This is a genomic window from Paraburkholderia sp. EG304, from assembly GCF_046543485.1.
GTDB lineage: Bacteria > Pseudomonadota > Gammaproteobacteria > Burkholderiales > Burkholderiaceae > Paraburkholderia > Paraburkholderia youngii.
Genome location: NZ_JBKGUA010000017.1, coordinates 145,974 through 168,116 on the forward strand (window position 1 = coordinate 145,974; position 22,143 = coordinate 168,116).

General features: G+C 63.2%; 18 protein-coding genes and 1 pseudogene. 13 read left to right on the plus strand and 6 right to left on the minus strand.

Annotated elements, in window-relative coordinates; translation table 11 throughout:
- Positions 1 to 3 precede the first annotated feature (3 nt).
- The 6 genes and pseudogenes from ACLFKU_RS21360 (at position 4) to ACLFKU_RS21385 (ending at position 7,434) form a co-directional block, all read left to right on the plus strand.
- On the plus strand, positions 4 to 1,056 hold the full coding sequence (locus tag ACLFKU_RS21360) for a substrate-binding domain-containing protein (protein WP_410850373.1): 1,053 nt from the start codon (positions 4 to 6) through the stop codon (positions 1,054 to 1,056).
- Between the two features lie 660 nt (positions 1,057 to 1,716).
- On the plus strand, positions 1,717 to 3,429 hold the full coding sequence (locus ACLFKU_RS21365) for a SulP family inorganic anion transporter (protein WP_368585820.1): 1,713 nt from the start codon (positions 1,717 to 1,719) through the stop codon (positions 3,427 to 3,429).
- A 129-nt stretch (positions 3,430 to 3,558) separates the two neighbouring features.
- Positions 3,559 to 4,250 (plus strand): annotated as a pseudogene (locus ACLFKU_RS21370) (phosphatase PAP2 family protein).
- A gap of 141 nt (positions 4,251 to 4,391) precedes the next feature.
- On the plus strand, positions 4,392 to 5,993 hold the full coding sequence (locus tag ACLFKU_RS21375) for a methyl-accepting chemotaxis protein (RefSeq protein WP_410850374.1): 1,602 nt from the start codon (positions 4,392 to 4,394) through the stop codon (positions 5,991 to 5,993).
- A gap of 160 nt (positions 5,994 to 6,153) precedes the next feature.
- Positions 6,154 to 6,318 (plus strand): FmdB family zinc ribbon protein, encoded by a 165-nt coding sequence (locus ACLFKU_RS21380; RefSeq protein ID WP_368585818.1) that lies wholly within the window; start codon positions 6,154 to 6,156, stop codon positions 6,316 to 6,318.
- A 474-nt stretch (positions 6,319 to 6,792) separates the two neighbouring features.
- A complete protein-coding gene (locus ACLFKU_RS21385; protein WP_410850375.1) occupies positions 6,793 to 7,434 on the plus strand; it encodes a hypothetical protein in 642 nt (213 codons plus the stop codon).
- Between the two features lie 149 nt (positions 7,435 to 7,583).
- Here the strand turns inward: ACLFKU_RS21385 and ACLFKU_RS21390 are convergent, their stop codons facing one another.
- Positions 7,584 to 7,901: a hypothetical protein gene (locus ACLFKU_RS21390; RefSeq protein WP_410850376.1), complete on the minus strand. Its 318-nt coding sequence runs from the start codon at positions 7,899 to 7,901 to the stop codon at positions 7,584 to 7,586.
- A gap of 67 nt (positions 7,902 to 7,968) precedes the next feature.
- Here ACLFKU_RS21390 and ACLFKU_RS21395 point away from each other — a divergent pair, with 67 nt between their 5' ends.
- The 4 genes from ACLFKU_RS21395 (at position 7,969) to glnA (ending at position 11,376) form a co-directional block, all read left to right on the plus strand.
- Complete coding sequence (locus ACLFKU_RS21395; protein ID WP_410850377.1) at positions 7,969 to 8,133, plus strand: hypothetical protein; 165 nt, start codon at positions 7,969 to 7,971, stop codon at positions 8,131 to 8,133.
- A 76-nt stretch (positions 8,134 to 8,209) separates the two neighbouring features.
- On the plus strand, positions 8,210 to 9,376 hold the full coding sequence (locus ACLFKU_RS21400) for a radical SAM protein (protein WP_410850378.1): 1,167 nt from the start codon (positions 8,210 to 8,212) through the stop codon (positions 9,374 to 9,376).
- Positions 9,377 to 9,579: 203 nt separating this feature from the next.
- Positions 9,580 to 9,783 carry a hypothetical protein gene (locus ACLFKU_RS21405; RefSeq protein WP_013091358.1) on the plus strand — a complete coding sequence of 68 codons (204 nt, stop codon included), beginning with the start codon at positions 9,580 to 9,582 and terminating at the stop codon, positions 9,781 to 9,783.
- Between the two features lie 87 nt (positions 9,784 to 9,870).
- The gene (gene glnA, locus ACLFKU_RS21410; protein ID WP_368585813.1) at positions 9,871 to 11,376 is read left to right on the plus strand and encodes a type I glutamate--ammonia ligase; all 1,506 of its coding nucleotides are present in this window, start codon (positions 9,871 to 9,873) and stop codon (positions 11,374 to 11,376) included.
- 18 nt (positions 11,377 to 11,394) lie between these two features.
- Here glnA and ACLFKU_RS21415 read toward each other — a convergent pair whose 3' ends face one another.
- The gene (locus ACLFKU_RS21415; RefSeq protein WP_368585812.1) at positions 11,395 to 12,837 is read right to left on the minus strand and encodes an anion permease; all 1,443 of its coding nucleotides are present in this window, start codon (positions 12,835 to 12,837) and stop codon (positions 11,395 to 11,397) included.
- A 103-nt stretch (positions 12,838 to 12,940) separates the two neighbouring features.
- On the opposite strand from ACLFKU_RS21415, the gene ACLFKU_RS21420 reads away from it, so the two are divergent.
- Genes ACLFKU_RS21420 through ACLFKU_RS21430 form a run of 3 tightly spaced genes read left to right on the plus strand, consistent with a single transcriptional unit; the run spans position 12,941 to position 16,509 of the window.
- Positions 12,941 to 13,579 (plus strand): 2Fe-2S iron-sulfur cluster-binding protein, encoded by a 639-nt coding sequence (locus ACLFKU_RS21420; RefSeq protein ID WP_410850379.1) that lies wholly within the window; start codon positions 12,941 to 12,943, stop codon positions 13,577 to 13,579.
- Positions 13,580 to 13,594: 15 nt separating this feature from the next.
- A complete protein-coding gene (locus ACLFKU_RS21425) occupies positions 13,595 to 15,244 on the plus strand; it encodes an FAD-binding protein (RefSeq protein WP_410850380.1) in 1,650 nt (549 codons plus the stop codon).
- A 20-nt stretch (positions 15,245 to 15,264) separates the two neighbouring features.
- The gene (locus ACLFKU_RS21430; protein ID WP_410850381.1) at positions 15,265 to 16,509 is read left to right on the plus strand and encodes an NADH-quinone oxidoreductase subunit F; all 1,245 of its coding nucleotides are present in this window, start codon (positions 15,265 to 15,267) and stop codon (positions 16,507 to 16,509) included.
- 23 nt (positions 16,510 to 16,532) lie between these two features.
- On the opposite strand, the gene ACLFKU_RS21435 is transcribed toward ACLFKU_RS21430, so the two are convergent.
- From ACLFKU_RS21435 to ACLFKU_RS21450, 4 genes are all read right to left on the minus strand, one after another.
- A complete protein-coding gene (locus ACLFKU_RS21435) occupies positions 16,533 to 18,341 on the minus strand; it encodes an SLC13 family permease (RefSeq protein ID WP_410850382.1) in 1,809 nt (602 codons plus the stop codon).
- Positions 18,342 to 18,427: 86 nt separating this feature from the next.
- A complete protein-coding gene (gene ggt / locus ACLFKU_RS21440; RefSeq protein WP_410850383.1) occupies positions 18,428 to 20,089 on the minus strand; it encodes a gamma-glutamyltransferase in 1,662 nt (553 codons plus the stop codon).
- A 111-nt stretch (positions 20,090 to 20,200) separates the two neighbouring features.
- Complete coding sequence (locus ACLFKU_RS21445; protein WP_410850384.1) at positions 20,201 to 20,419, minus strand: EmrB/QacA subfamily drug resistance transporter; 219 nt, start codon at positions 20,417 to 20,419, stop codon at positions 20,201 to 20,203.
- A 10-nt stretch (positions 20,420 to 20,429) separates the two neighbouring features.
- Positions 20,430 to 22,064 carry an L-lactate permease gene (locus ACLFKU_RS21450; RefSeq protein ID WP_410850385.1) on the minus strand — a complete coding sequence of 545 codons (1,635 nt, stop codon included), beginning with the start codon at positions 22,062 to 22,064 and terminating at the stop codon, positions 20,430 to 20,432.
- Positions 22,065 to 22,143: the final 79 nt, after the last annotated feature.

The window sequence follows — 22,143 nt, forward strand, 5'->3', positions numbered from 1 at the left end:
TTGATGGAGAACCGCGTGGCAACACTCAAGGACGTCGCGCAACTGGCCGGCGTGGGCATGTCGACCGCCTCACGAGCGATTTCCGGCAAGGGACCGATTTCAGCCGATGCCGCGGCGCGCGTGAAGGCGGCGATCGAGGCGCTGAACTTCCGCCCGTCGTCGATCGGCCGGGCAATGGCGACGCAGCAGCTCGGCATCATCGGCATCTTCGTGCCGACCTTCTTTGGTCCGTACTACGGCACGATCCTGAAGCAGACCGACACCGAGCTGCGCGCGGTCGGCCGGCATGTCGTGGTCGCGACCGGTTGCGGCGAGGTGTCGCCGCGCGAGCAGGCGATCGAGGCGGTGCGCTTTCTGATCGGCCGCGATTGCGACGGCGTGGTCGTGATCAGCCACGATCTGCACGACGAAGACCTGATCATGCTGCATGACATGCATCCGAAGATGGTGTTCCTGAATCGCGCGTTCGAGCAGTTGCCGGAAGCGTCGTTCAGCGCGGATCATCGGCGCGGCGGCGAACTCGCGGCGCGCACGCTGCTCGATCACGGGCATCGCGACATCGCGGTGATTTCCGGGCCCGCTACCGCGTCGGACAACGTGATGCGGATCGACGGCTTTTTCGCCGAACTCGCGCGAGCCGGCATTGCGCGCGACGACGTCCTGCTGATCGAATCGGACTTCTCGCCCGAAGGCGGCTACGCGGCCGCGCAGAAGCTGCTCGAGACACAGCGGCGTGTGACCGGCCTGTTCTGCGCGAACGACACGATGGCTGTCGCCGTGCTCGCGCGTTTTCACCAGGCGGGCATTTCGGTGCCGAACGACATTTCGGTGATCAGCTACGACGACGACTACTCGGCCGCGTACGCGGCGCCCGGGCTCACGTCGGTGCATATTCCGACCGGAGACCTGACGCAAAACGCGGTGCGCTGGCTGATCAACCAGTGTTACGGCACCACGTGGGAGATCTTCCGCGAGTTTCCGGTCAGCGTGACGATGCGCGAATCGGTCGGACCAGCGCCGATTCAGAAGAAAAATACCCATGGCGCAATGCGGTAGAAGGGTTTGACTAATCGTGGCGGTGTGATGTCTGGCGCGCGGATGCGCGCCGTCTCTTCTGTGTTATGCCGGCGCCGGTTGGAACTCGCGAATTGAATGGCGACGCGGCTACCCGCTATACGCGGCGAGGCTTTCCTCAGAGTCCCATCGATTTTTCGTCGTGTTTTTTCACGAGCGCCGTCGCGCGCTCATTCGCGTTTTCACTTACGGATGTGACGGTCTTTTTAAGGTCGCCGTAATCCTTCGCAATACTGCTTTGCGGTTTTCCCTCATTAAACTTGCGTCAAATTTCTCTAAACTCCGCTGTAACAAGTTGTTACGGGGTGAGTGTGATGCTGGCTATCTTTCTGATCGCCTGTCCGATCGGCATCGCTGCGCTGTTTGGTTTTGCGCGCCATGTGGATCCGCAGACGGGACGTTTCAAGCGGTAGTTTTTCTTCGCGCGTTCTTTCCGCGGCCACGCCGTGGAGATTTTCGCTTTGCGATCAAGCATTCGTTAGTTTGTCGTTAATCTGAAAGGGCTAACCGTTTGCGTCCTTTCGGTTTGCTTTCTCGTTTCCGTTTTCATCAATAGCCCGTTTTACCTTTCACAAGTCTTGCCTTGGCGTGCCGGTTCGCGGCACGATGCGCGATACCTTCGTTTTTGGGTCGGCATCGCACATGCAAGATTCTCTGCAGAAAATGGCGGCACGTGCCAGCGTGCTGAAGGGCGTTCTTCCTTTGAGCCGGATCGCGGCGGCGCGTGATGCGCTGGCCGGTGTGCAGCTTGCGTCGATGGATATACCGCAGGTGCTCGGCTATGCGCGCATTGCCGGTATGCCGGCCGTCACAGGGCTCTATACGGTGTTTCTGCCGCTGATCGCGTTCGCGTTTTTCGGCGCGTCGCGGCATCTGGTCGTCGCTGCCGATTCGGCCACCGCGACGATCTTCGCGAGCCGTCTGGAGACGATGGCACCCGCGTCGAGCGCCGAATACGCGGCGCTCGCGGCGATGGTCGCGCTGCTGACGGCCGGCTTGCTGCTCGTCGCGCGCATCTTCAAGCTCGGTTTTCTCGCCGATTTCCTGTCTCGCACGGTGCTGGTCGGCTTTCTCGCCGGCGTCGGCGTGCAGGTCGGCATCGCGATGCTCGGCGACATGCTCGGCGTGCCCGGACATGCGGCGCGCAGCGTAGATCAACTGCTGCTCGTGGTGAGCAAGGCCACCCAGATCAATCGGCCGACGCTGGCGATCTCGCTCTTCGTGGTGGCTGCGATTCTCGTTTGCAAGCGGTTCTGGCCGCGCCTGCCGGTGCCGTTGATCGCGGTCGTCGGAGGCATTGCCGCGAGCGACGTGTTCGGATTCGCCGCGCACGGCATCTCGATCCTCGGACCGGTGGAGGGCGGCTTGCCGCCGCTGCGGATTCCGCTGGTGACGTGGCAGCAGATGCTCGATCTCGTGCCGGTCGCGGCCTCGTGCTTCGTGATGATCGTCGCGCAAAGCGCCGCCGCGAGCCGCGTGTTCGCCGAGCGCTATCACGAGCCGGTCGATACCAACGCGGACCTGCTCGGCATCGCGGCCGCCAACGCGGCGGCGGCGTTTTCCGGCGCGTTCGTCGTCAACGGCAGCCCGACGCAGACCGCGATGGCCGATCGCGCCGGCACGCGCAGCCAGTTCGCGCAGCTCGTGTTCGCTGCGGTCGTGGTGATCGTGCTGCTGTTTTTCAGCCGCTATCTGCAGTATCTGCCGCACTGCATCCTCGCGAGCATCGTGTTTACGATCGCGGTCGGCCTGATCAACGTGCAGTCGCTCTTTTCGATTCGCCGGGAAAGCCCCGGCGAGTTCGCGCTAGCGTTGTTCACGGCGGCGGCGGTTGTGCTGATCGGCGTCGAGCACGGCATTCTGGTCGCGGTCGCGTTGTCCTTGCTGCGTCACGTGCGGCACAGCTACCGCCCGCACACGATGATGCTCGCGCCCAACGGCGACGGCATGTGGGTGCCGGTGCCGGCGGTGCCCGGCATCGAGACCGCGCCGGGGTTGATCGTCTATCGCTTCGGCGCCGACCTGTTCTACGCGAACGATCATTTTTTCGTCGACGATGCGCGCCGCCTGATCGAGCACGCACCGAACGCCGTGCGCTGGTTCGTCGTCGATGCGAGCGCGATCACGGACGTCGATTATTCGGCGGCGCGCTCGGTGGGCGAGTTGTGCTCGGCGCTCAAGCGCGATGGGATCGAGGTGGTCTTTGCGCGGGTGAATCGCTATTTGCGCTCGGATATGGATCGGCATGGCATTACGCCGATCGTCGAGGAGCGCTGCATTTTCGGCACGCTGCATGAGGCGCTGAGCATGGCGGGGGTGGAGAAGCCGCATGAGCAGGTGAAGGGGGCGCCATGACGGGGAGGGCGCGTGCGGTATCGGAGCGAAAAAAAATTGATGGCAAACGTTGTCTACGCCTCATTTTTCGTCGCCTGGCTGGATTATGCTGATCTGTCGCTGCGATTAGCAGATATTAATTACAAAAACATGAACAGCTTCGATTCGACCATCGAAACATATCTGTCCAGCATACACTTCGGTCATTTCGCGACCCAATCGATACAAGCCATCGCCGACCTGTACACCTTTAAAGGGCTGGTATTGATTGCCGTGCTTTGGTGGATCTGGTTTCAACGAGACGAACGCGCCGAATGGCGGCGCGAAATAGTGCTCGCGACGCTTCTCAGCGGTGTCGTGGCGCTCTTCGTCGGAAGGCTGCTGGCGCACTGGCTGCCATTAGAGTGCGTCCCATCTACAGCACCGAACTGCGGATGCAGTTCGCGAGCGGCGCGACCAAGGCTGCGCAGTTGTCGGACTGGAGTTCGTTTCCAAGCGATCACGCCATGCTATGGATGGCGGTCGCCACCGGCATCTTCGTCGTGTGGCGGGGCATCGGCGTGCTGGCGCTTCTCTATACCGCGCTGTTCATTTGCCTTCCGCGCGCCTATCTCGGCTTTCACTTTCCGACCGATTTGCTGGCGGGCGCCGCGCTGGGAATCGGGATCACGTTGATCCTGACACGCGATGCGATTCGCACGCGCTACGCGACCCCGGTGCTGCGATGGATCGAACGCTATCCGGGACCTTCGGCCATGCTCGCCTTCCTTCTATGTCTGCAACTGGTCACGCAGTTCGAAGAACTGCGTGCTCTGGCGTGCGGCGTGTTCAAGCATCTATGACCCGGCTGGCGCCTCACTGTCAGTGAACTGAGATTAGCGAGCAACCTCTATTGCCATCTCATGCAATATTCTGTCTAATTAAATCAGAATAAAACGTCCGATTCATTCGGATCGCTGATACAGTCGACCGGGGTTCACTTCATGCACTCTCTGCTGCCGCTCAAGGCCCAGGTGCGTCGTCACGCGCGCACGCTCGCCGGGTATTTTCCAGCTCCATTTACACGCGACGAATCAAGCTGTGTCGACATCCTCGGTGTGATGACGCCGAGGCTGCTGAACGGAGGCACGCTGCTGAACCTCAACTACGGCGAAGTGGACCGCTTCACCGACAAGACCCGCGCGACGGGCACCTTATTCGTCGCAATTGGCGAAGACTTCGTGCGCGTCGCGACTTCGGTCAAAAGGCAAACCGGCGAGCGAGCCGTGGGCACGGTACTGGACCGCTCGCACCCCGGCTATCGGATGCTGCGCAGCGGGCAGCCCTACACCGGTTACGCGACGCTATTCGGCAAGCAATACATGACGCGGTACGAGCCGATCCGGGACAGTTCCGGCGCCGTAATCGGCGCGCTGTACGTCGGCCTCGATGTCAGCGAGGTGTGGAACCTGTCGATCGGAGCGAGGCTCGCGCTGCTGACCCTCGCCGCGAATACCGTACTCCTGCTGGGCTATGGTCGGCTGCTGCAGGTAGTGGTCCTCCCGGACCCGGCGAGCCCCGCGGGAGCGTCGCCGCCTTTCCTGCCAACCGGCGTGATCGGCTTCGGGCTGCTCGGCGCGCTGGTGGTCAGCGCGCTCGTCTTCGTGACGACCCGGCGCGGTCTCGGCATGCAACTGCTCGAAGCGAAGGCCGCCGCGGAAAAACTGGCGGCCGGCGACTTGACCGCGCAGGTGCATGTGAGCCGTCGCGACGAACTCGGCCAGTTGATGCAGGCGATGAACGGCATCAGTGTCGGCCTGGCCTCGGTAGTCGGCAACGTGCGACGCGCGTCCGATATGATCGCGCTGGGCGCGCGCGAGATTGCCGCCGGCAACGCGGAGCTATCGTCCCGCACCGAGGCGCAGGCCGGCTCGCTCGAGGAAACCGCTTCGACGATGGAACAATTGACTGCGATGGTCCGCGCCAATGCCGAACGCGCGTCGCACGCCAACCAGCACATCGCGTCGGCCTCCGATCTCGCGGTCAAAGGCGGCACCGTGGTGGGCCGTGTGGTCACCACCATGTCGCTGATCCGCGGCAGTTCAAGCAAGATCGTCGACATCATCAGCATGATCGATTCGATCGCCTTTCAGACCAATATCCTGGCTTTGAACGCGGCCGTCGAGGCGGCCCGCGCCGGCGACCAGGGGCGCGGCTTTGCGGTCGTCGCCGCCGAGGTGCGCAGCCTCGCCCAACGCAGCGCGATGGCCGCCAAGGAAATCAAGGCGCTGATCACGGATTCGGTCGGCAACGTCAATGCAGGCGGAGAACTGGTCGACCAGGCTGGCCGGGACATGACCGAAATCGTCACAGCCGTCGATAGTGTGGTCACCTTGATGGGTGAGATTACGCACGCGAGCAACGAGCAAAGTACCGGCATCGGCGAAATCAATCGCGCGATCGGACACATGGACGAGATGACCCAGCAAAACGTTGCTCTGGTCGAGCAGGTGGCAGCCGCGGCGGCCAGCATGCAGGAACAGGCGTCCACGTTGGAAGATGCGGTGCAGGTTTTTCGGCTGGTGGGTGACGGGGCAAACCGATAGTCGCGGTCAGTGCCGCAATCAGCGGGGCATCGGATTGAACGGCGATGCGCGACGTGTACGCGGACGTTTCCCGCACTTTCCTGCACTAGAATGGGTTATTGTCGACGTCGTAGACGTATCTGGTCAGCGCGACGTGCAGGATTCTCGTTGGAGGAATGCCATGCCGACCTACCGGTACAGGTGCGAGAAATGCGGTGAGATGTTCGAACATGCCGAGCATCTTGCTGAACATCAAGACGCTCATCCCGCTTGCCCGAAGTGCGGAAGCGAAAAGGTCCAGCACATACCCACGCCATTTGTGCCAAAAACGTCCCGAAAAAGCTGAAATCTGTCTTCGCGGTACTCGCGGACATTCGAACGTCGGTTCTCTCCTGCCGACGGATCTTCGCTCGCCGATTCTCGCCATCGCCTCGTGACGATTGGTAAGTTGGATGTGAGCGTGCAAAGCTGGAAACAGTTGAGATGTAAGCGCGCAAGTATCGTGCCGCCGATCGCATAGGAACCCGCGGCAGCGGCCCGGCAGAACTTGCCAAGAATGAATCCCAGACTTTGCAGCCACCAGTATCTGCTTACCGCTCAAGCCGTCCGGCCGCGCTGGCTGCCCCAGAGACCCGAAAGCGGGAGCAGTGCTTCAAATCCGACGAACCGTTGAAATAGCCCACGAATCGCCGAGGGCAGAAAAGAGTTGTGCACGAAAGACCAACGGACGAAAAGAAATCACTTTCGCACGGCCGACCTTTTGCACGGGGCTGGGCCGACGTATGCTGGAAATCCAGGTGACTCGACTCTAATACTCGCCATGGATACGCGAGATGCGTTCGATATATCGCTGAGCGAAGTCGATTCGGCGTTCGAGGCCCTGGAACTTGCCCGTTCCACGTCGGGCGAGGATTCACTCGCTTACACCGAGGCGTGCGAGAGGTATCGCATTACGATTCTCAGGTGGAAGTCAATTTACGCGTTGCTGGTTGCCAATGGAGCGCGAACCATGATGCCAAACGTTGGTAAGGGACGGCGCCTGCTCGTCCTCCGCAGAGGACATGAGCCGATTGCCGAATCCCTCTTCGTTATCGCCCGGGTGCGAGGCTTCGTTTCCACGCTCGAGACGTGCGCTGATGCGGTACGGGGGCAAATCGTCAGCAACGCACAACTGACGGTGCTTGACGGCGACTGCCATCTTGCATCGAAGTTAAAAGCGATCGAGTTGATCAACAAGCACTGCCCGCAATGCCGGGTTGCGGTTCTGTCCAGTACGCTGTCTCCTTTCGCAGAGTGGCCGGGTGTCGATGCGGTGATCGACCGTGGCGCATCGCCAAAGCAGATGCTCGAGTGTTTCTGCCAACTGATTGATTCCTCCGAGCTCGACGACTGCGCTGTTCTTGCGCCCCCCCCCCCCCGATATTGGCCTATGGTCGGCATGATTCATAGCGCGGTTAGCTAGCACCGATTCAATCAGGCGTTTCGCGTGGTCCGTTGCTATTCAGCGTGTCCCGTTTCAGGCATCGGCTTCGCGTATTTCACGATGCCTGACCAAACCGGCAGTGAAGCTCTAACGATTTCAAATCAAACCGCTAGTGAATCCGCATTGCGTCAAGTTGCAACGTCGAGGCTGTTTCGCGGCTCGACGCTCGCGATGTTTCTGTCGGGACTCGGCACGTCAGCGGCCGCGCCGCGGATCGTTCTTTTCCTGGTGAAGGAACTTGGCGCCTCGCTGCCGTTGGCCGGACTCTCGAGCTTCTCATCATGCCCTTCAGCATCGGGCTGGGTCGCCGGCTCGGCAACGTGTGGTTGATGTGTATCGCGGCCGCCCTGAGGGTGTTCGCCAACATTTGCTTTGCGCTGTGGCCGTCCGCAACGGGCATGTTCGCGGGACAGATTCTGATGGGGGGTGTGTGGGGGCATCTTCATGGAGCTGGGCATCCTCGTTGCTCAACGCCTGCTTCCGAGCGCGTTGGCGACCGCATCGGCGATTTTCATGAGCTCGACGGCTCTCGCTTCGGCGCTAGGCGGCGTCGCCGGCGGTCTCGGGGTCAAAATGCTGGGCCTGCCGAATGTATTCCTGCTGCCGGCGCTGTTCGCTGGTATTGCCGCGATCGGACTCGCATTGACGGCACGCACCGAAAGCCGACGGCAGGCGTAACAACGATCACGCTCAGCGCAGTGAGCGTATTCTATGAAGCCTCGTGACGAATTCATCGGCAGGCAGCGAGGGTCTCATGAATACGACAGAGCGGATCATCAAGTGGCGCGATCTACGGCATGTAGACGGCGCCGTCAGCGAACCGCGCAATCCGCTGCCCGCGGTGTGCGACGTATCGGTGACGAACGTTTGCAACGCCGCATGCGACTTCTGCGGGTTCTCTCGCGAGAAGAATCTGGCCGGACCGCGTCGCTATCTCGATCCTGATGAATTCGCGCGCGCACTGCCGATCCTGCGCAGACGCCGGATTCGTTACATGACGCTGCAAGGCGGCGAGCCGCTGGTTCATCCGCAGATCGCATCGCTGGTGGCTTCGGCCACCAGGGCCGGCATTCAGTGCGGTGTGATCACCAACGGCTGGTTTCTTCCGCGCCATATCAAGCAACTGGCGGAGGCCGGCCTCAAGCGCCTGCTGATTTCCATCGATAGCGCGGACATGCGCGAGCATGAGCACAACCGCGGCCTGCGCGGTCTCGAGGCCCGCATCCGCGAGGGCATCACGCAAGCTCATCGCTTCGGCATCGAGGTGTGCGCATCGATTACGGTGAGCCGTCTGGTCCGTTACGAATTGCTTCCCGAGACGCTCAACCGGCTCGGCTTCGATGCGGTCGTTTTTTCCTATCCGCGGCGCGAGGCGTTTGGATCGACTTCGCTCGTGTACGACGAAGATTCGAAACTCGTCGACCTGAACACCGACGAATTACTCGAAGCGTTGAGCGCGATCGCGCGCCTGAAGAAGCGCTTCCGTGTGATGGACCCGAGCGCCGCGCTGGACGAGGTCGCGCGCTTCGTGCGCGGTGAACGGCAACTGGTTCCATGTATCGGTGGCAGCAAGTACTTTTATATCGACTGGAACCTCGACGTCTGGCGTTGCGAGGCATGGCCCGAGCCGATGGGCTCCGTGTTCGACCTCGACCGTCTGCCCGATCAATGCGAACCCTGCAATGCCTGCATGATGGGATGCTATCGGCACGCCAGCATTCTGATGCACGGTGCGATCGCCGTGACCGATTCGGTGTACGCGCTGGGCCGGGGTCAGCTTCGGACTGCAGTCAGCTTGTTGTTCCAGCGCAGCGTCGCGTATTCGCTGTGGGCGCTTTCCGTTGAAGAATTGCCGCGAGCTTCGCTCATGTCGTTCGCAAGACGGCTGGGCGGACGCCGTTCCGCGCGGCAAACGGGTTAAGTTCGATTGGCGCGAACCGCATTCGGAATCCCGACGTGCGGCACGCGATTTGGGAAGGCCATCGGAAGCGAGAAAACCGGCAACGGACCGATTCGATTGCCTAAGATCAAGTTACGCGCTCCGCGAGGAATGCACCGCGGCTCGCGAATGTCTTTATCGTCGCGCAGCCGTTTCCTGCGCGACTCTTCCACAAGGAGGTCACGATGAAATCAGACGACAAGGGCGACGTGCGCGCTTTCGTGCAAACGGCGGAGCAGGGTGGCGAGCATGTCTGGGTAATCACGCTGGTCGACTTCGCGGCCCGTGAGGTCAGACGCTCGCTCGTTTCGGACGAGACATATGCGACCGCCGCCGCTGCCAGAGATGCGGGGCAGGCCCATTTGAAGGGCCTGGAGCAGGACCGCTAGGACCGCCGCCTTGTTTTCGCCCACGGAAGTACTAACGTTGGACTATAAGTAAACCGGCGGTAACGGGGGCGCAAGAGGGCAAAGCTCATGGCCAGTACGCAAGGAAGCACCGGATCGCCGTTTGCGGCGTCCGTCGAAGCGGGCAGTTATCGCGTCACGCGACCGCAAAACGCAAGCGATGTGATCGACCTGCTGCAAAAGCGCGATATTCAGATCGTCGATCTGAAATTCACCGATCTGCCCGGCCTCTGGCAGCATTTCTCGATCACGCTCCCCGAAGTTCACGACGACCTGTTCAGCGCCGGCATCGGTTTCGACGGTTCATCGATCCGCGGCTTCCAGGAGATCCACGAGTCCGACATGCTGCTGCGGCCCGACCCGGCAACGGCCTTCGTCGACCCGGCTTGCGGCACGCCGACGCTGTCGATCATTTGCGACGTAGTCGATCCAGTTCTGCGACTACCGTATTCGCGCGATCCGCGCTACGTGGCGAAAAAGGCGGAGAACTACCTGCGCCAGACCGGCATCGCGACGACGTGTTATTTCGGGCCGGAGCTCGAATTCTTCATCTTCGACTCGATCCGCTTCGGCCAGGATCAGCACTGCGGCTACTACTACGTCGAGTCGGCCGAGGGCGACTGGACCACCGGCCGCGACGAGGGCGCATACGGCGGCGGCAACCTCGGCTACAAGCAGCACTATAAGGAGGGCTATTTCCCGGTGCCTCCTCATGACACGCTGCAGGAGATCCGCTCGGAAATCGCGCTGACGCTGCAGCAGGCCGGCGTGCAGATCGAAGTGCATCACCACGAAGTCGCGACCGCCGGACAGAACGAGATCGACATGCGTTTTGCGACGCTCACCCGCATGGCCGACAACGTGATGATCTACAAATACATCTGCAAGAACGTCGCGCGTCGGCACGGCAAGGTTGCAACCTTCATGCCGAAGCCGCTGTTCGCCGACAACGCGAGCGGCATGCATTGTCACCAGAGCCTGTGGAAAGACCAGCAGAACCTCTTTTACGACGCGGGCGGCTGGGCGCTGACTTCCGACATGTGCCGCTGGTACATCGGCGGATTGCTTCAGCACGCGCCCGCGCTGATGGCCTTTTGCGCGCCGACGACGAATTCGTACAAGCGCCTGGTGCCGGGATACGAGGCGCCCGTCAATCTGGCGATGTCGCAGCGCAACCGCTCGGCCGCGGCGCGCATTCCGATGTATTCGGATTCGCCGAACGCGCGGCGCGTCGAGTTTCGCTGTCCGGACCCGTCGGCCAATGCGTATCTGGCTTTCGCCGCGATGCTGATGGCCGGTCTGGACGGCATTGAAAACAAGACGGATCCCGGCGAACCGCTCGATCGCAACATCTATGATTTGCCGCCCGAAGAAGCGCGCAATATACGGCAGGTGCCGGGCTCGCTCGAAGCGGCGCTGGCGGCGCTCGAAACCGACAACACGTTCCTGCGCAAAGGCGAAGTCTTTACCGACGACGTGATTCAGACATGGATCGACTACAAGCGCAGCCGCGAGATCGACACGATCAAATTGCGCCCGCATCCATGGGAGTTTTACCTGTACTTCGATATCTAGAAGAACAGGCCTCAAACTTCATAGCAGGATCGGCGCGCAAATCAGGAGAAATACCGCGATATAAATGACGCCGAAAATCAGCCCGAGTCTCCAGAAATCACCCGCAGGCAGATACCCGCTGCCGAAGTACACGGGGCTCGGCCCCGTTCCATACGGCGTCAGGATGCCCATGATCCCCAAAGTCAGCGACAGCATCAGCGCGAACGCCTCCATCGGCATGCCGGGAATGGTCGAGCCCACCGCCAGCATGACCGGCAGCATCGCCGTCGCATGGGCGGTGACGCTCGCGAACATGTAATGCGTGAAGAAAAAGATCAGCACGAGGACGATCGCGGCCTCCGTCGGGGGAAAGCCTGCCATATGAGTCGATATCGTCCCGGCGAACCATTTGACGAAGCCAGTCCTGCTGAGCCCGTCGGCGAGGGCGACCAGCGTCGCGAACCACACGAGGGTATTCCACGCCTGCTTGTTGCCGAGCATGTCGTCCCAGCTCACTACCTGGGTGACCAGCATCAGCGCGATCACCATCAGCGCCGCGGTCGTCGGATTGACATAGTCGTCCGCAAAGACCCATAACGCGAGGGCGATCAGTACCAGCACGGCGAGCATGATTTCCCGTCTGGTGAGCGGCCCCATCTCCTTCAGTTGCTGGGCAGCCCAACTCGGCACTTCGGCGCTGTGCTTCACTTGCGGCGGATACAGCACGTAGGTCAGCAGCGGGATGGCCAGCAGCAGCAGGATGCCCGCGGGCGCAAAGGCCAGAAACCACTGCGTCCATTCGAGGTCGACGTCGACCGTTTTCTTGACGAGTTCCGCGGCGAGCAGATTGGGTGCGAGCGCGGTGAGGAACATCGAGCTCGTCACGCAGGTCGTGGCGATAGCGGTCCACATGATGTAGGAACCGATGCGCCGCGCCGACGGGTCGTTCGGCTTCGAGTCGTAAAGCGGCGGCAAACTGCGAATCACCGGAAAGATCGTCCCGCCGCTGCGCGCCGTATTGGAAGGGGTAAATGGCGCGATCACGGCGTCCGCCACCATCACCGCATAGCCGAGCGTGAGGGTCCGACGTCCCAGCGCCCGCACGAGCATCAATGCAATGCGTTTGCCGAGCCCCGTCTTCTCGTAGCCGAGGGCGAACATGAAGGCGCCGAAGATCAACCAGACGGTGCTGTTCGAGAAACCGGAAAGCGCCCAACTGAGGCCCGCGTTCGCAACATTGAAACCGGGCTTGGCGAGTTGCGCGGGACTGAAGAACACCCACTCGCTGAACACAGCGACGAGCGTCACCGCGATAAGACCGATCGCGGCGCCCGGAATGGGCTCCAGCATCAGCCCGACGATCACGCCCGCGAAAATCCCGAAGTAATACCACGCGTGTTGCGCGAGACCGGGCGGCGCGGGAATCAGTCCGATCACGATCGCCACGATCAGAGGAGCGACGGCCTTCCAGAAAGTTTTCATGCCATGCTCCATTCTCATAACCGTCCTTGTGCTAAGGTTTATATGACCTTTTTTGCGCGTTCGCCAGTGAAGTGTTCACGGCATGCAAGGAGAGTGCGAGGCCATGGTTCGCGTGAGTATCGAAGGGCGCGAGATTCAGGCGCCGGGCAATTGCTCGATTCTGCAGGCCATGGGGCATGCGGGGCAGACTCTCGTCGAGGGTGTCGGCTGCATGTCCCAGGGCGTGTGCGGCTCGTGCCGCGTGATGGTGCGACGCAGCGGCGAGCAGGAAGTCAAAACCGCGCTCGCCTGCGAGACCCTCGTCGAAGAGGGCATGCAGGTCGCCTTCCTCGATTACTTCACCGAGTCGGAGCGTCACCTGTATCGAATGGAAGAGATCAGCGACAGCTGGCAGGCGCTCGGCAAGATCGCCGAGATCTTCCCCGAAGCGGCGCATTGCCGTCATTGCAGCGGCTGCGATCGCGCCTGTCCGAAGGGGCTGGAGGTGCAGCGCGGCGTGAACCTCGCGGTCGAGGGCAATCTGCCCGCATCGAGCCAGGTGTTCGACGAATGCGTGATGTGCAACCTGTGCACGCTCGCATGCCCCGAGCATATCCGGCCCAACCATCTGGGTGTGTTCGTGCGCCGGATGATCGCGTCGCTTTCGCTGCGTCCGGCCAATCTGATGCGGCGGCTGCAGCAGATCGAGAGCGGCGAGCTGAAGATCGACTTCGATGCGCCTGGCGCTCGACCGCCGCGCTGACCGGAGCGAATCGTCATGTCCGCCGGCATACCCTACGAAACCGCGCGCCAGCGCTACCGCCCCGGGATGGCGGCCACGCTCCGCGGCGACGACGTCCCGGTCGCTGAACTGCTGAAGGCTTATCACCCCGATCATGGGCCGCATGCGCGGGTCACGCTGAGTGTCGGGGTCAATCGCGGCGAGCCGTGTCAGCCCGATCTCGCGCGCCATCTGCAGGCTAACGCGCTGATCGACGATGTCGATATCGCCGGCGCGCAGCTGATCACGACCGATGTGCTGGTAATCGGCGGCGGTGGCGGCGGCTGCGCCGCGGCGCTCACGGCGGCGAAGCAGGGCGCGCGCGTGATCCTCGCCACCAAGCTGCGTCTTGGCGACAGCAATACGGTGATGGCCGAGGGTGGAATCCAGGCGGCCATCGGCGAGGACGACAGTCCCCAACTGCACTTCGAGGACACGCTTCGCGCCGGACACTTCTGCGGCGAGCCCGAACTCGTGGCCCAGATGGTGATGGACGGCCCCGATGTGATTCGCTGGCTGATCCAGCTCGGCATGATGTTCGATCTGGAAGAGGACCAGCCGCTTGGCGGCAATCTGCTGCGCAAGAAACCCGGAGGCGCATCGGCGGCGCGCATTCTGTCGTATCGGGACTATACCGGCCTCGAAATGATGCGCGTGCTGCGCGAGGCAGTGGACCTCGATCCGGGCATCGAGTTGTGGAACCGCTGCCCTCTGGTCGAGCTGCTGTCCGACGAGCACGGCGGTTGCGCCGGCGCGGTGATCTACAACCTCGAATGGCGTACCTTCGTGCTGGTGCGTGCGCGCGCCGTGATCCTCGCCACTGGCGGCGCGGGGCGACTGCATCTGAATTCGTTTCCGACCTCGAACCACTACGGCGCCACCGCCGACGGCCTCGTGCTCGCCTATCGGATCGGCGCGCACCTGCGCGAACTCGACTCGTTCCAGTACCATCCGACCGGCATCGCCTACCCGCACCATCTGGCGGGCGGCCTGATTTCCGAGGCGGCGCGCTCCGCCGGCGCGAGACTGCTGAACGGCGAAGGCGAACGTTTCGTCGACGAACTCAGGCCGCGTGACGTGGTCGCTTCGGCGATCCTGCGTGAGTGCGCACTAGGCCGTGGGATCGAGCGCGACGGCCAGGTCGGGGTGTTCCTCGATACGCCGACACTCGAACTCGAGCATCCGGGCATTCTGGCCAAACGCCTCGTCACGCTTCGCCATCTCGCTGACAAGTGCGGCATCGATGCCGCGCAGGAGCCGTTCCTCGTTTATCCCACGCTCCACTACCAGAACGGCGGCGTCGCGATCGACAAAGATGGCGCCACCAACGTCCCCGGCCTTTTCTGCGTCGGCGAGGTGACGGGCGGCATCCACGGCCGCAACCGCTTGATGGGCAACGCGCTGCTCGACATTCTGAGCATGGGCCGGCGTGCTGGCGCGAAGGCCGCGCAATCGAGGGAATGGGTGATGACGAACCGCGCCGGAATCGGTCACGTGCACGCTTGGCAGAGAGAGCTGACGCTGGCGGGACTGCCGCTTCACGTGAAAGCGCCGCAACTCTTTCCCGCCTATGCGCATTTCGATCTGCGAGTCGATGCGGGATTGCGCACGAGCGCGCGGAGCCGCGTGATCGGTGGCATCCGGTGACGCGAACCACGGAGCACGCGATGCAAACGCTGAATCAGTGCTTGATGAGGGACGATTTCCGCGTCGGCGCCGACCTCGATGCATGGTTCGCGCGCGGCGGCGGCGAGGGACTCGCCAAAGCGCTCGACGACCCGGAGGCGATCATCGCCGCGCTCGCCGAGGCCGATTTGCGTGGCATGGGCGGCGCTGGCTTCCCCGCGCATCGAAAGTGGGCGCCGGTTGCGAGCGCCCCCGGCGGCGACAAGTACGTCGTTTGCAATGGCAACGAAGACGAGCCGGGCACCTTCAAGGATCGCTTTCTGCTCGAACACACACCGCATCAGGTGATCGAGGGCGCGCTGATTGCCGCAGTGGCGACGCGGGCCAACCATGTCGTCTTGTACGTGAATCCGCATCAGACGGGGTCGCTCGCCGCGACTCGCGAGGCGGTCAGGCAGTGGTCGGGACACGCGCAATTCGCCGCTATCGAGCGTTGGATCGGTGCGCCGTTGTCGCTCGGCGTCGTGCCCAGCTCGGGCTTGTATATCGGCGGAGAGGAGACGGCGGTGATCGCGAGCGTCGAAGGCGGCTTTCCGTTTCCGCGGCGCAAACCGCCTTTCCCCGCGGAGCAGGGCGTGCACGGCGCGCCGACCATCGTCAACAACGTCGAGACGCTGGCCCACGTGCCCGGGATTCTGCGCCACGGCGCGCAGTGGTATCGCGAGCTCGGAGTGGGCAATGCTGCCGGAACCAAGCTCTATTCTCTTTCCGGCGACGTGCTGCGTCCCGGCCTGTACGAACTGCCGATGGGCACGAGCCTCGAGACGCTGGTGTTCCAGCACGGCGGCGGCATGCTGCAGGGCAAGGAGTTCAAGGCGGTCTTCACGGGCGGCCCATCGAACACGCTATTGACCAAGCGCGATCTCGACGTGGCGCTGGACTTCGACTCGGTGCGTCAACGCCGTTCGCGTCTCGGCACGGGCGCGATGATCGTGGTGTCGGAAGGCACGAGCATTGTGCGCAAGGTCGCGGACTACGTGAACTTCTTCGCCCAAGGTTCGTGCGGCCAGTGCCCGCCTTGCAAGGGCGGAACGTTTCAGATGATGCGGCTTCTGAACCGGCTCGACACGGGCCGCGGCGTGCGAGCCGATCTGGATGCACTGGAGAACCTGTGCCGCGTTCTTCCCGGCAGCGGGCGTTGCGGTTTGATCGACGGCGCGGTGACGGTGGTGGAGAGTTCCATCGATCAGTTCCGCGCGGAATACGAAGCGCTGTTGATGGCGTAGGGGCAGGGCGGCCGATATCGCGGCTAGAACGGCCAATACAACGGCGCAATGAACACGACCACCGCCATCGACCACAACACGATCAGCAGGCCGATCTTCCAGTAGTCGCCGAACTCATACGCGCCCGGGCCGTACGTGACGAGGTTGACCGGCGTACTCATCGGCGTCAAGTGCGCCGCGCCCGCACCGAGCGCGACAGCGACCAGGAACGGCGTCGCCGACACGCCGAGTTCCTGCGCGGTGGCGACCGCGATCGGCACCGTCACGAGCGCCGCCGAGTTGTTCGAGATCACCTGGGTCAGCACCGCGGCCACGCAGAAGAGTCCCGCCAGCACCGCGCGCGGGCCGCCCGAGCCGACCGCCTGGATCACGTAATCACCGATCTGATACGCGAGCCCGGTGTTCGACATCGCGGTGGCGAGAGGAATCAACGCACCGACCAGCACGCAGGTATTCCAGTCGATCGTGTACAGCTGGTTCAGTGTGATCACGCGCGTCAATACCATCGCGGTCACGCACATCAGCGTCGCCACCGCGGGCGGTACCGCGTTCGTCGCGAGCAGGATGACCAGCACCGCGAGGATCGCGAGCGCCTCGCGCGCGCCGCGACTCAGCGCGATGGTCTGGCGCCGTACCATCTGCGGAGAATCGACCATCAGTATCTGCGGGTCGGAGAAGTGTTTGTCGAGCGCTTCCCATGTGCCCCTGAACAGCAGATGGTCGCCCGCGAGCAGCGTGGTCGACGGCTCGGGGACGTTGTTGCCGCCGCGCTGTATCGCGAGCACGATCAGATCGCCTTCGTGCGTCGCCATGCCCGGAAACACGGTTTGTCCGATCAGCCCCGAGCGCGGTGGTATCACGACTTCGGCGAGACCCGACGAGCGATTGAACAGCGCATTCGTGACCGCCTGCGCTTCGGCGAGCGGCTCGCGAATCGCGAGATGCAAGTCGTTCGCGAGCCGGGCGATGCCTTGCGCGTCGCCGCGCACCAGCAGGTGATGGCCCTCGCTCGCTTCTTTCTGCGCGCATTCGGCGCCTTCATCGTCGGTCAGGCCGAGCACGCTGACACCGGGGTATCGCGACAGATCGATGCTGTCGAGCGTCTTGCCGATCAACGGCGAGCCCGCGCGCACGCGCAGCCGGAACAGGCCGTCCGCGAGCCGGTATTGCTCGACCAGCGTGTGCGCGTGCTGGCTGAAATCGGCCGGCAGCGAATTCGAGCTGCGCCTGGGCAACAACAGCGGGCCGAGTATCAGAATGATCGCAAGGGTGCCGGCGAACAACGGCAGACCCACGATCGACCATTCGAAGAAGCGGATCGGCGCGCCGCCGAGCGCATCGGCCGCGCTCGATGCGATCACGTTGACCGGACTGCCGAGCAACGTGAGCTTCGCGCCGGTCAGGCACGCGATCGACACGGGCATCATCAGTTGCGACGGCGCGAGCTGGGTCCGCACGCAGATGATGACCGCGATCGGCAGCATCGCGACGACGGCGCCGTTCATGCCGATCAGCGCAGTGGATATCGCGGACAGGATCAGCAGCGACGCGATCAGTCGCTTGCGGCTGCTGCCCGAGTGGCGAATCAGCCACTGTCCCGCCCATGTGCCGACACCGGTCGTTTCGAGGCCGATGCCGATGCCGAGCAGCGCCGCGATGAACACGATCAGCGGATCGCCGAAGCCGCTCAACGCCTCGCGCATCGTCAGAACGCCGGTCAGATATAGCGCGATCAGCGACATCACCGCAACGACGGCGGCCGGCACCTTGTTCCAGATGAACAGCGCCATCGTCACGGCGAGGACCAGCGAGGTCACGATCATCGGGTTCATCTATTTTTCCCGTCGTATGGAGCCGCGGTGCGCGAGCGCGGCAGCCCCAACTGCCGGCCGTTTGCGGGAGCCGATATCAGTCCTCCTCAGTACCCGAGCGCGGCGCCGTCGCCGCGCGGATCGGCGCCCCCTTCGTAAAAGCCTTGTTGCCGATCCACAGCGATCGCGTGCGCGTGCCCCATGTTGTCGTTCCAGTCGGTGACCATCTGCACCGGCTGGCCGCGGCGCTTCAATTCGCGCACGACCTCGTCGGAGATGCGCCCCTCGAGCGACATGTTGCGCGACTTGGTACCCCACGTGCGGCCCATCAGCCAGCGCGGCGCCTCGATCGCCTGCTGCACGTCGTAGCCGAAGTCGACGATGCGGGTGACCAGCGCGGCCTGGGTTTGCGGCTGACCTTCGCCGCCCATCGAGCCGAACGCGAGACAAGGCTTGCCGTCGCGGGTCATCAGTGCCGGAATCAGCGTGTGGAAAGTGCGCTTGCCAGGTTGCAGGCAGTTCGGGTGATGCTCGTCGAGCGAAAAGAACGCGCCGCGGTTCTGCATGATGATGCCGGTGTCCCCGCCGAGCACACCGCTGCCGAAGTCGTGATAGATGGACTGGATCAGCGACACCACCATGCCGTCCTTGTCGGCCGCGCAGAAGTAGCAGGTGTCGCCGTCCGGCGCGCGGCGGTCGTGCGGATACTGATAGGCGATGCCGGGCGGGACCGTCGAGATGTCGAGCGCGCGTTCGGGGTCGAGCAGCTTGCGGCGTTCGTCGCAGTAGGCCTTCGTGATCAGCTGGTCGACCGGAATCGTGACGAAGCGCGGGTCCGTCAACCACTCTTCGCGATCGGCGAACGCGATCTTCACCGCTTCGGCGAGGTGGTGGTAGTAGTCCGCGGTGCCTTCGCCCCACGCGGTCACGTCGTAGCCTTCGATCAGGTTCAGGATCTGCAAGGGCGTAAAGCCCTGGGTGTTCGGCGGTAGCTCGTAGACCGTATGACCGCGATACGTCGTGCTGATCGGCGTGACCCATTCCGCGCGGTACGCGGCGAAGTCGACCGGTTGCAGCGGCGAGCCGGCGGCCCCGACGCCGGCACAGATGCGCGCCGCGAGATCGCCTTCGTAGAAGCCGGCGCGCGGGCCCTGATCGGCGAGTTGCTGCAACGACTGCGACAGCGCGGTTTGCACGAGCTTCTCGCCGTCGGCGGGCACGCGGCCGCCCGGCATGAAGATCGCGGCCGTTTCCGGGTAGCGCGTGAGGATCGGCACGTCCTGCACGGTCCAGTCCGCGAGCGAGCGGGAGACCGGCACGCCGTCGCGCGCATAGCCGATTGCCGCCGCAAACAGGTCCGCCCAGTTCAGGCGCCCGAAGCGCTCGTGAGCGAGACGCCAGCCGTCGATCGCGCCCGGCACGGTCAGCACCGCCTGCGGGCCGCGCGCCGCGATTTCGTTGTCGATGGCGATGCCGCTATAGTGGGCGAGCGTCGCGCCTTGCGCCGCCGGTCCGCTCGCATTGATCGCGTGAATCTGTTCGCTGTTGCCGTCGGCGATCAGCCAGAAGCCGTCGCCGCCGAGTCCGGCCATGTGCGGATAGGCGACGCACAGCACCGCGTTCGCGGCGATCGCGGCATCGACCGCGGTTCCACCGCGTTGCAGCATCTCGACACCGGCCTGACTTGCCAGATAGTGCGGCGTGGCGACCATGCCATGCGGTGCGCGCGTGGGTGGGCGACCGGTACGAGGCCCATTAGGATGACTCATGGTGAAAAGCTCCCCTGAGATGACCCGCCACAATGGCCCCGGCGCCCGATGCTTGCCGGGAGTGTGCGACGGCGAAGCAACTGCGGCGAAGGAACGGGCGCGCCGCTTCGATCAGGAAGCCCGATCGTCGAATTCGACGCCCGCGTCCCTGATCTTGTCGTTCGAGTGATCCATGAACCGCGTGATGATCGGCAACGCTCCGCCGGCGAGCACGCAGAGCAGCCCCAGCCCCAACAGCAGCATGTTGCCGGTGACCGAGCCCCTGCTGGTGAGCGGAAAACCCGCGAACATCAGAAGCAGCGCCAGGGTTTCCGCAACGAGCTTGTCCATACGAGTCACCTCACGCGAATATCACGAGGAGGATCGTGCCGATGCCGGTCAGGATGGCGACGATGACCGTCCACGGAAGGGCCAGCTTCATCACCGCGCCCTCCTGTCCCTTGATGCCGCTGATGCTGGTGCCCAGCACGATATTGGCCGGGCCGATCGCGTTGCCATACGCGCTGCCGGCCGCCTGCGCGGCGATGATCGCTTCGGTCGGCAGCGAATGCAGTTGCGCGACATCGCTCTGCAGGCCGCCGAACAGTACGTTCGACGCGGTGCTGCTCGACGTCATGAACGCGCCCAACGCGCCGATCACGCTCGCGATGCCCGCATAGACGAGCGGCGGCGACACATCGGCGATACCGTGCGCGAGCACCTGGGTCTGGCCGCTATGGTCGAGCACCCGGCTCGTCACGAGGAAAGCGATGACCGGCAGCGATGCGGGCACGCCGTCGACGATCAGCGAGCGCCCCAGATTCTCGCCGCCATGCCGCGATTGCCACGCGCCGTAGAAGCCGTTCACGCGGTACACGATCCACACGACGATCGCGGAGACCAGCAGCATCGTCCCCGGGTGGGTGAACGGCGAGAACGGCGCGTAACGCTCGACGGCCGCGTTTCGCACGCCAAAGCCCGTGGTCACTTCGGGGAACGGCAGGCCGATGCGGAATTGCCGCATCGCATCGTTCAATGGGCCAATCAGCAGAATGCCCAAGGTAACGACCGTGAGCACGACATACGGCAGGAATGCCATGCCGAGACTCATCACCGGCTCTTCGGTTTCGGTCTGCATGCCGACGGCGGCCGGGTCCATCGCCGGACGATCCGGGACCTCGGCCGCGGGAACCGGCTCCCTGAACCGACGCCAGCGCGAAAGCGGATACAGGGCGACCATCGCGACGGTTGCGGCGAGGAACGTCGACAGTTCAGGGCTCAGGAACGCGAAGATCAACTGGCCGAAGCCGAGGATCGTGCCGAGGATCAGGACCAGCGGCCATCCGTGACGCACCGCGGCCCAGCGGCCGTATAGCCACACGATCAGCAGGCCACCGAAGTACGTCGGAATAAGCAGCAGCACACACGATTCGAAAGCGGCGCGTCCCACGTCCTGAATGTCGGCCACCTGCAACGTCGCGAGCCAGCCGACACCGAGGGTGCCGAAGAAGCGCGCCCATGCGTGCGCGATGATCGAGATGGCGGCGGCATGGACCGGTCTTACACCGATCGCGAGCAAAAGCGGGGCGACGACTGCAATTGGCGCGCCGAAACCCGCAATGCCTTGAAGAAAAGACGAAAATACCCAGCCGAGGCCGAGAATGACGAATAAATCATTGCGGCTGAAACGGGAAATGCCGTGTCGAAGTGCGTCGTAGCCGCCGGCCTGTTTGGTGATCTGATAGAGCAGAAGCGCCGGCCACATTACATAGAGAATGAATATGGCATCCCATACGCCTTTGCCACTGGCGACAGCCAAAGTCGTGATCGGGGTGCGGAATGCTAATACGGCAATCAGGCCGGCAACGAACATCGCGCCAGGGCCTGCCTCGGGCGCCCGCCAACGCAGCGGAACCAGAAAGACAAGCAAGGCGATGATGGAAAGTGTTGCCAGAATCCAGTGAATTAGATCGACCGGAAGGGTGATTTCATTCATCGTTGTCCCTCTCGCAGTTGATACGCCTCGAATGCTGTGAGGGGGCACTATTCTGTATGGCCCGAACTAATAATAGTTC

Coding starts and splice junctions, on each gene's coding strand:
- ACLFKU_RS21400 (WP_410850378.1), top strand. CDS start 8,210: ATGAATACGACAGAGCGGATCATCAAGTGGCGCGATCTACGGCATGTA.
- ACLFKU_RS21375 (WP_410850374.1), top strand. CDS start 4,392: ATGCACTCTCTGCTGCCGCTCAAGGCCCAGGTGCGTCGTCACGCGCGC.
- ACLFKU_RS21445 (WP_410850384.1), bottom strand. CDS start 20,419: ATGGACAAGCTCGTTGCGGAAACCCTGGCGCTGCTTCTGATGTTCGCG.
- ACLFKU_RS21390 (WP_410850376.1), bottom strand. CDS start 7,901: ATGAAGATGCCCCCACACACCCCCCATCAGAATCTGTCCCGCGAACAT.
- ACLFKU_RS21360 (WP_410850373.1), top strand. CDS start 4: ATGGAGAACCGCGTGGCAACACTCAAGGACGTCGCGCAACTGGCCGGC.
- ACLFKU_RS21430 (WP_410850381.1), top strand. CDS start 15,265: ATGCAAACGCTGAATCAGTGCTTGATGAGGGACGATTTCCGCGTCGGC.
- ACLFKU_RS21405 (WP_013091358.1), top strand. CDS start 9,580: ATGAAATCAGACGACAAGGGCGACGTGCGCGCTTTCGTGCAAACGGCG.
- ACLFKU_RS21380 (WP_368585818.1), top strand. CDS start 6,154: ATGCCGACCTACCGGTACAGGTGCGAGAAATGCGGTGAGATGTTCGAA.
- ACLFKU_RS21415 (WP_368585812.1), bottom strand. CDS start 12,837: ATGAAAACTTTCTGGAAGGCCGTCGCTCCTCTGATCGTGGCGATCGTG.
- ggt (WP_410850383.1), bottom strand. CDS start 20,089: ATGAGTCATCCTAATGGGCCTCGTACCGGTCGCCCACCCACGCGCGCA.
- ACLFKU_RS21395 (WP_410850377.1), top strand. CDS start 7,969: ATGAGCTCGACGGCTCTCGCTTCGGCGCTAGGCGGCGTCGCCGGCGGT.
- ACLFKU_RS21425 (WP_410850380.1), top strand. CDS start 13,595: ATGTCCGCCGGCATACCCTACGAAACCGCGCGCCAGCGCTACCGCCCC.
- ACLFKU_RS21420 (WP_410850379.1), top strand. CDS start 12,941: ATGGTTCGCGTGAGTATCGAAGGGCGCGAGATTCAGGCGCCGGGCAAT.
- ACLFKU_RS21365 (WP_368585820.1), top strand. CDS start 1,717: ATGCAAGATTCTCTGCAGAAAATGGCGGCACGTGCCAGCGTGCTGAAG.
- ACLFKU_RS21385 (WP_410850375.1), top strand. CDS start 6,793: ATGGATACGCGAGATGCGTTCGATATATCGCTGAGCGAAGTCGATTCG.
- glnA (WP_368585813.1), top strand. CDS start 9,871: ATGGCCAGTACGCAAGGAAGCACCGGATCGCCGTTTGCGGCGTCCGTC.
- ACLFKU_RS21450 (WP_410850385.1), bottom strand. CDS start 22,064: ATGAATGAAATCACCCTTCCGGTCGATCTAATTCACTGGATTCTGGCA.
- ACLFKU_RS21435 (WP_410850382.1), bottom strand. CDS start 18,341: ATGAACCCGATGATCGTGACCTCGCTGGTCCTCGCCGTGACGATGGCG.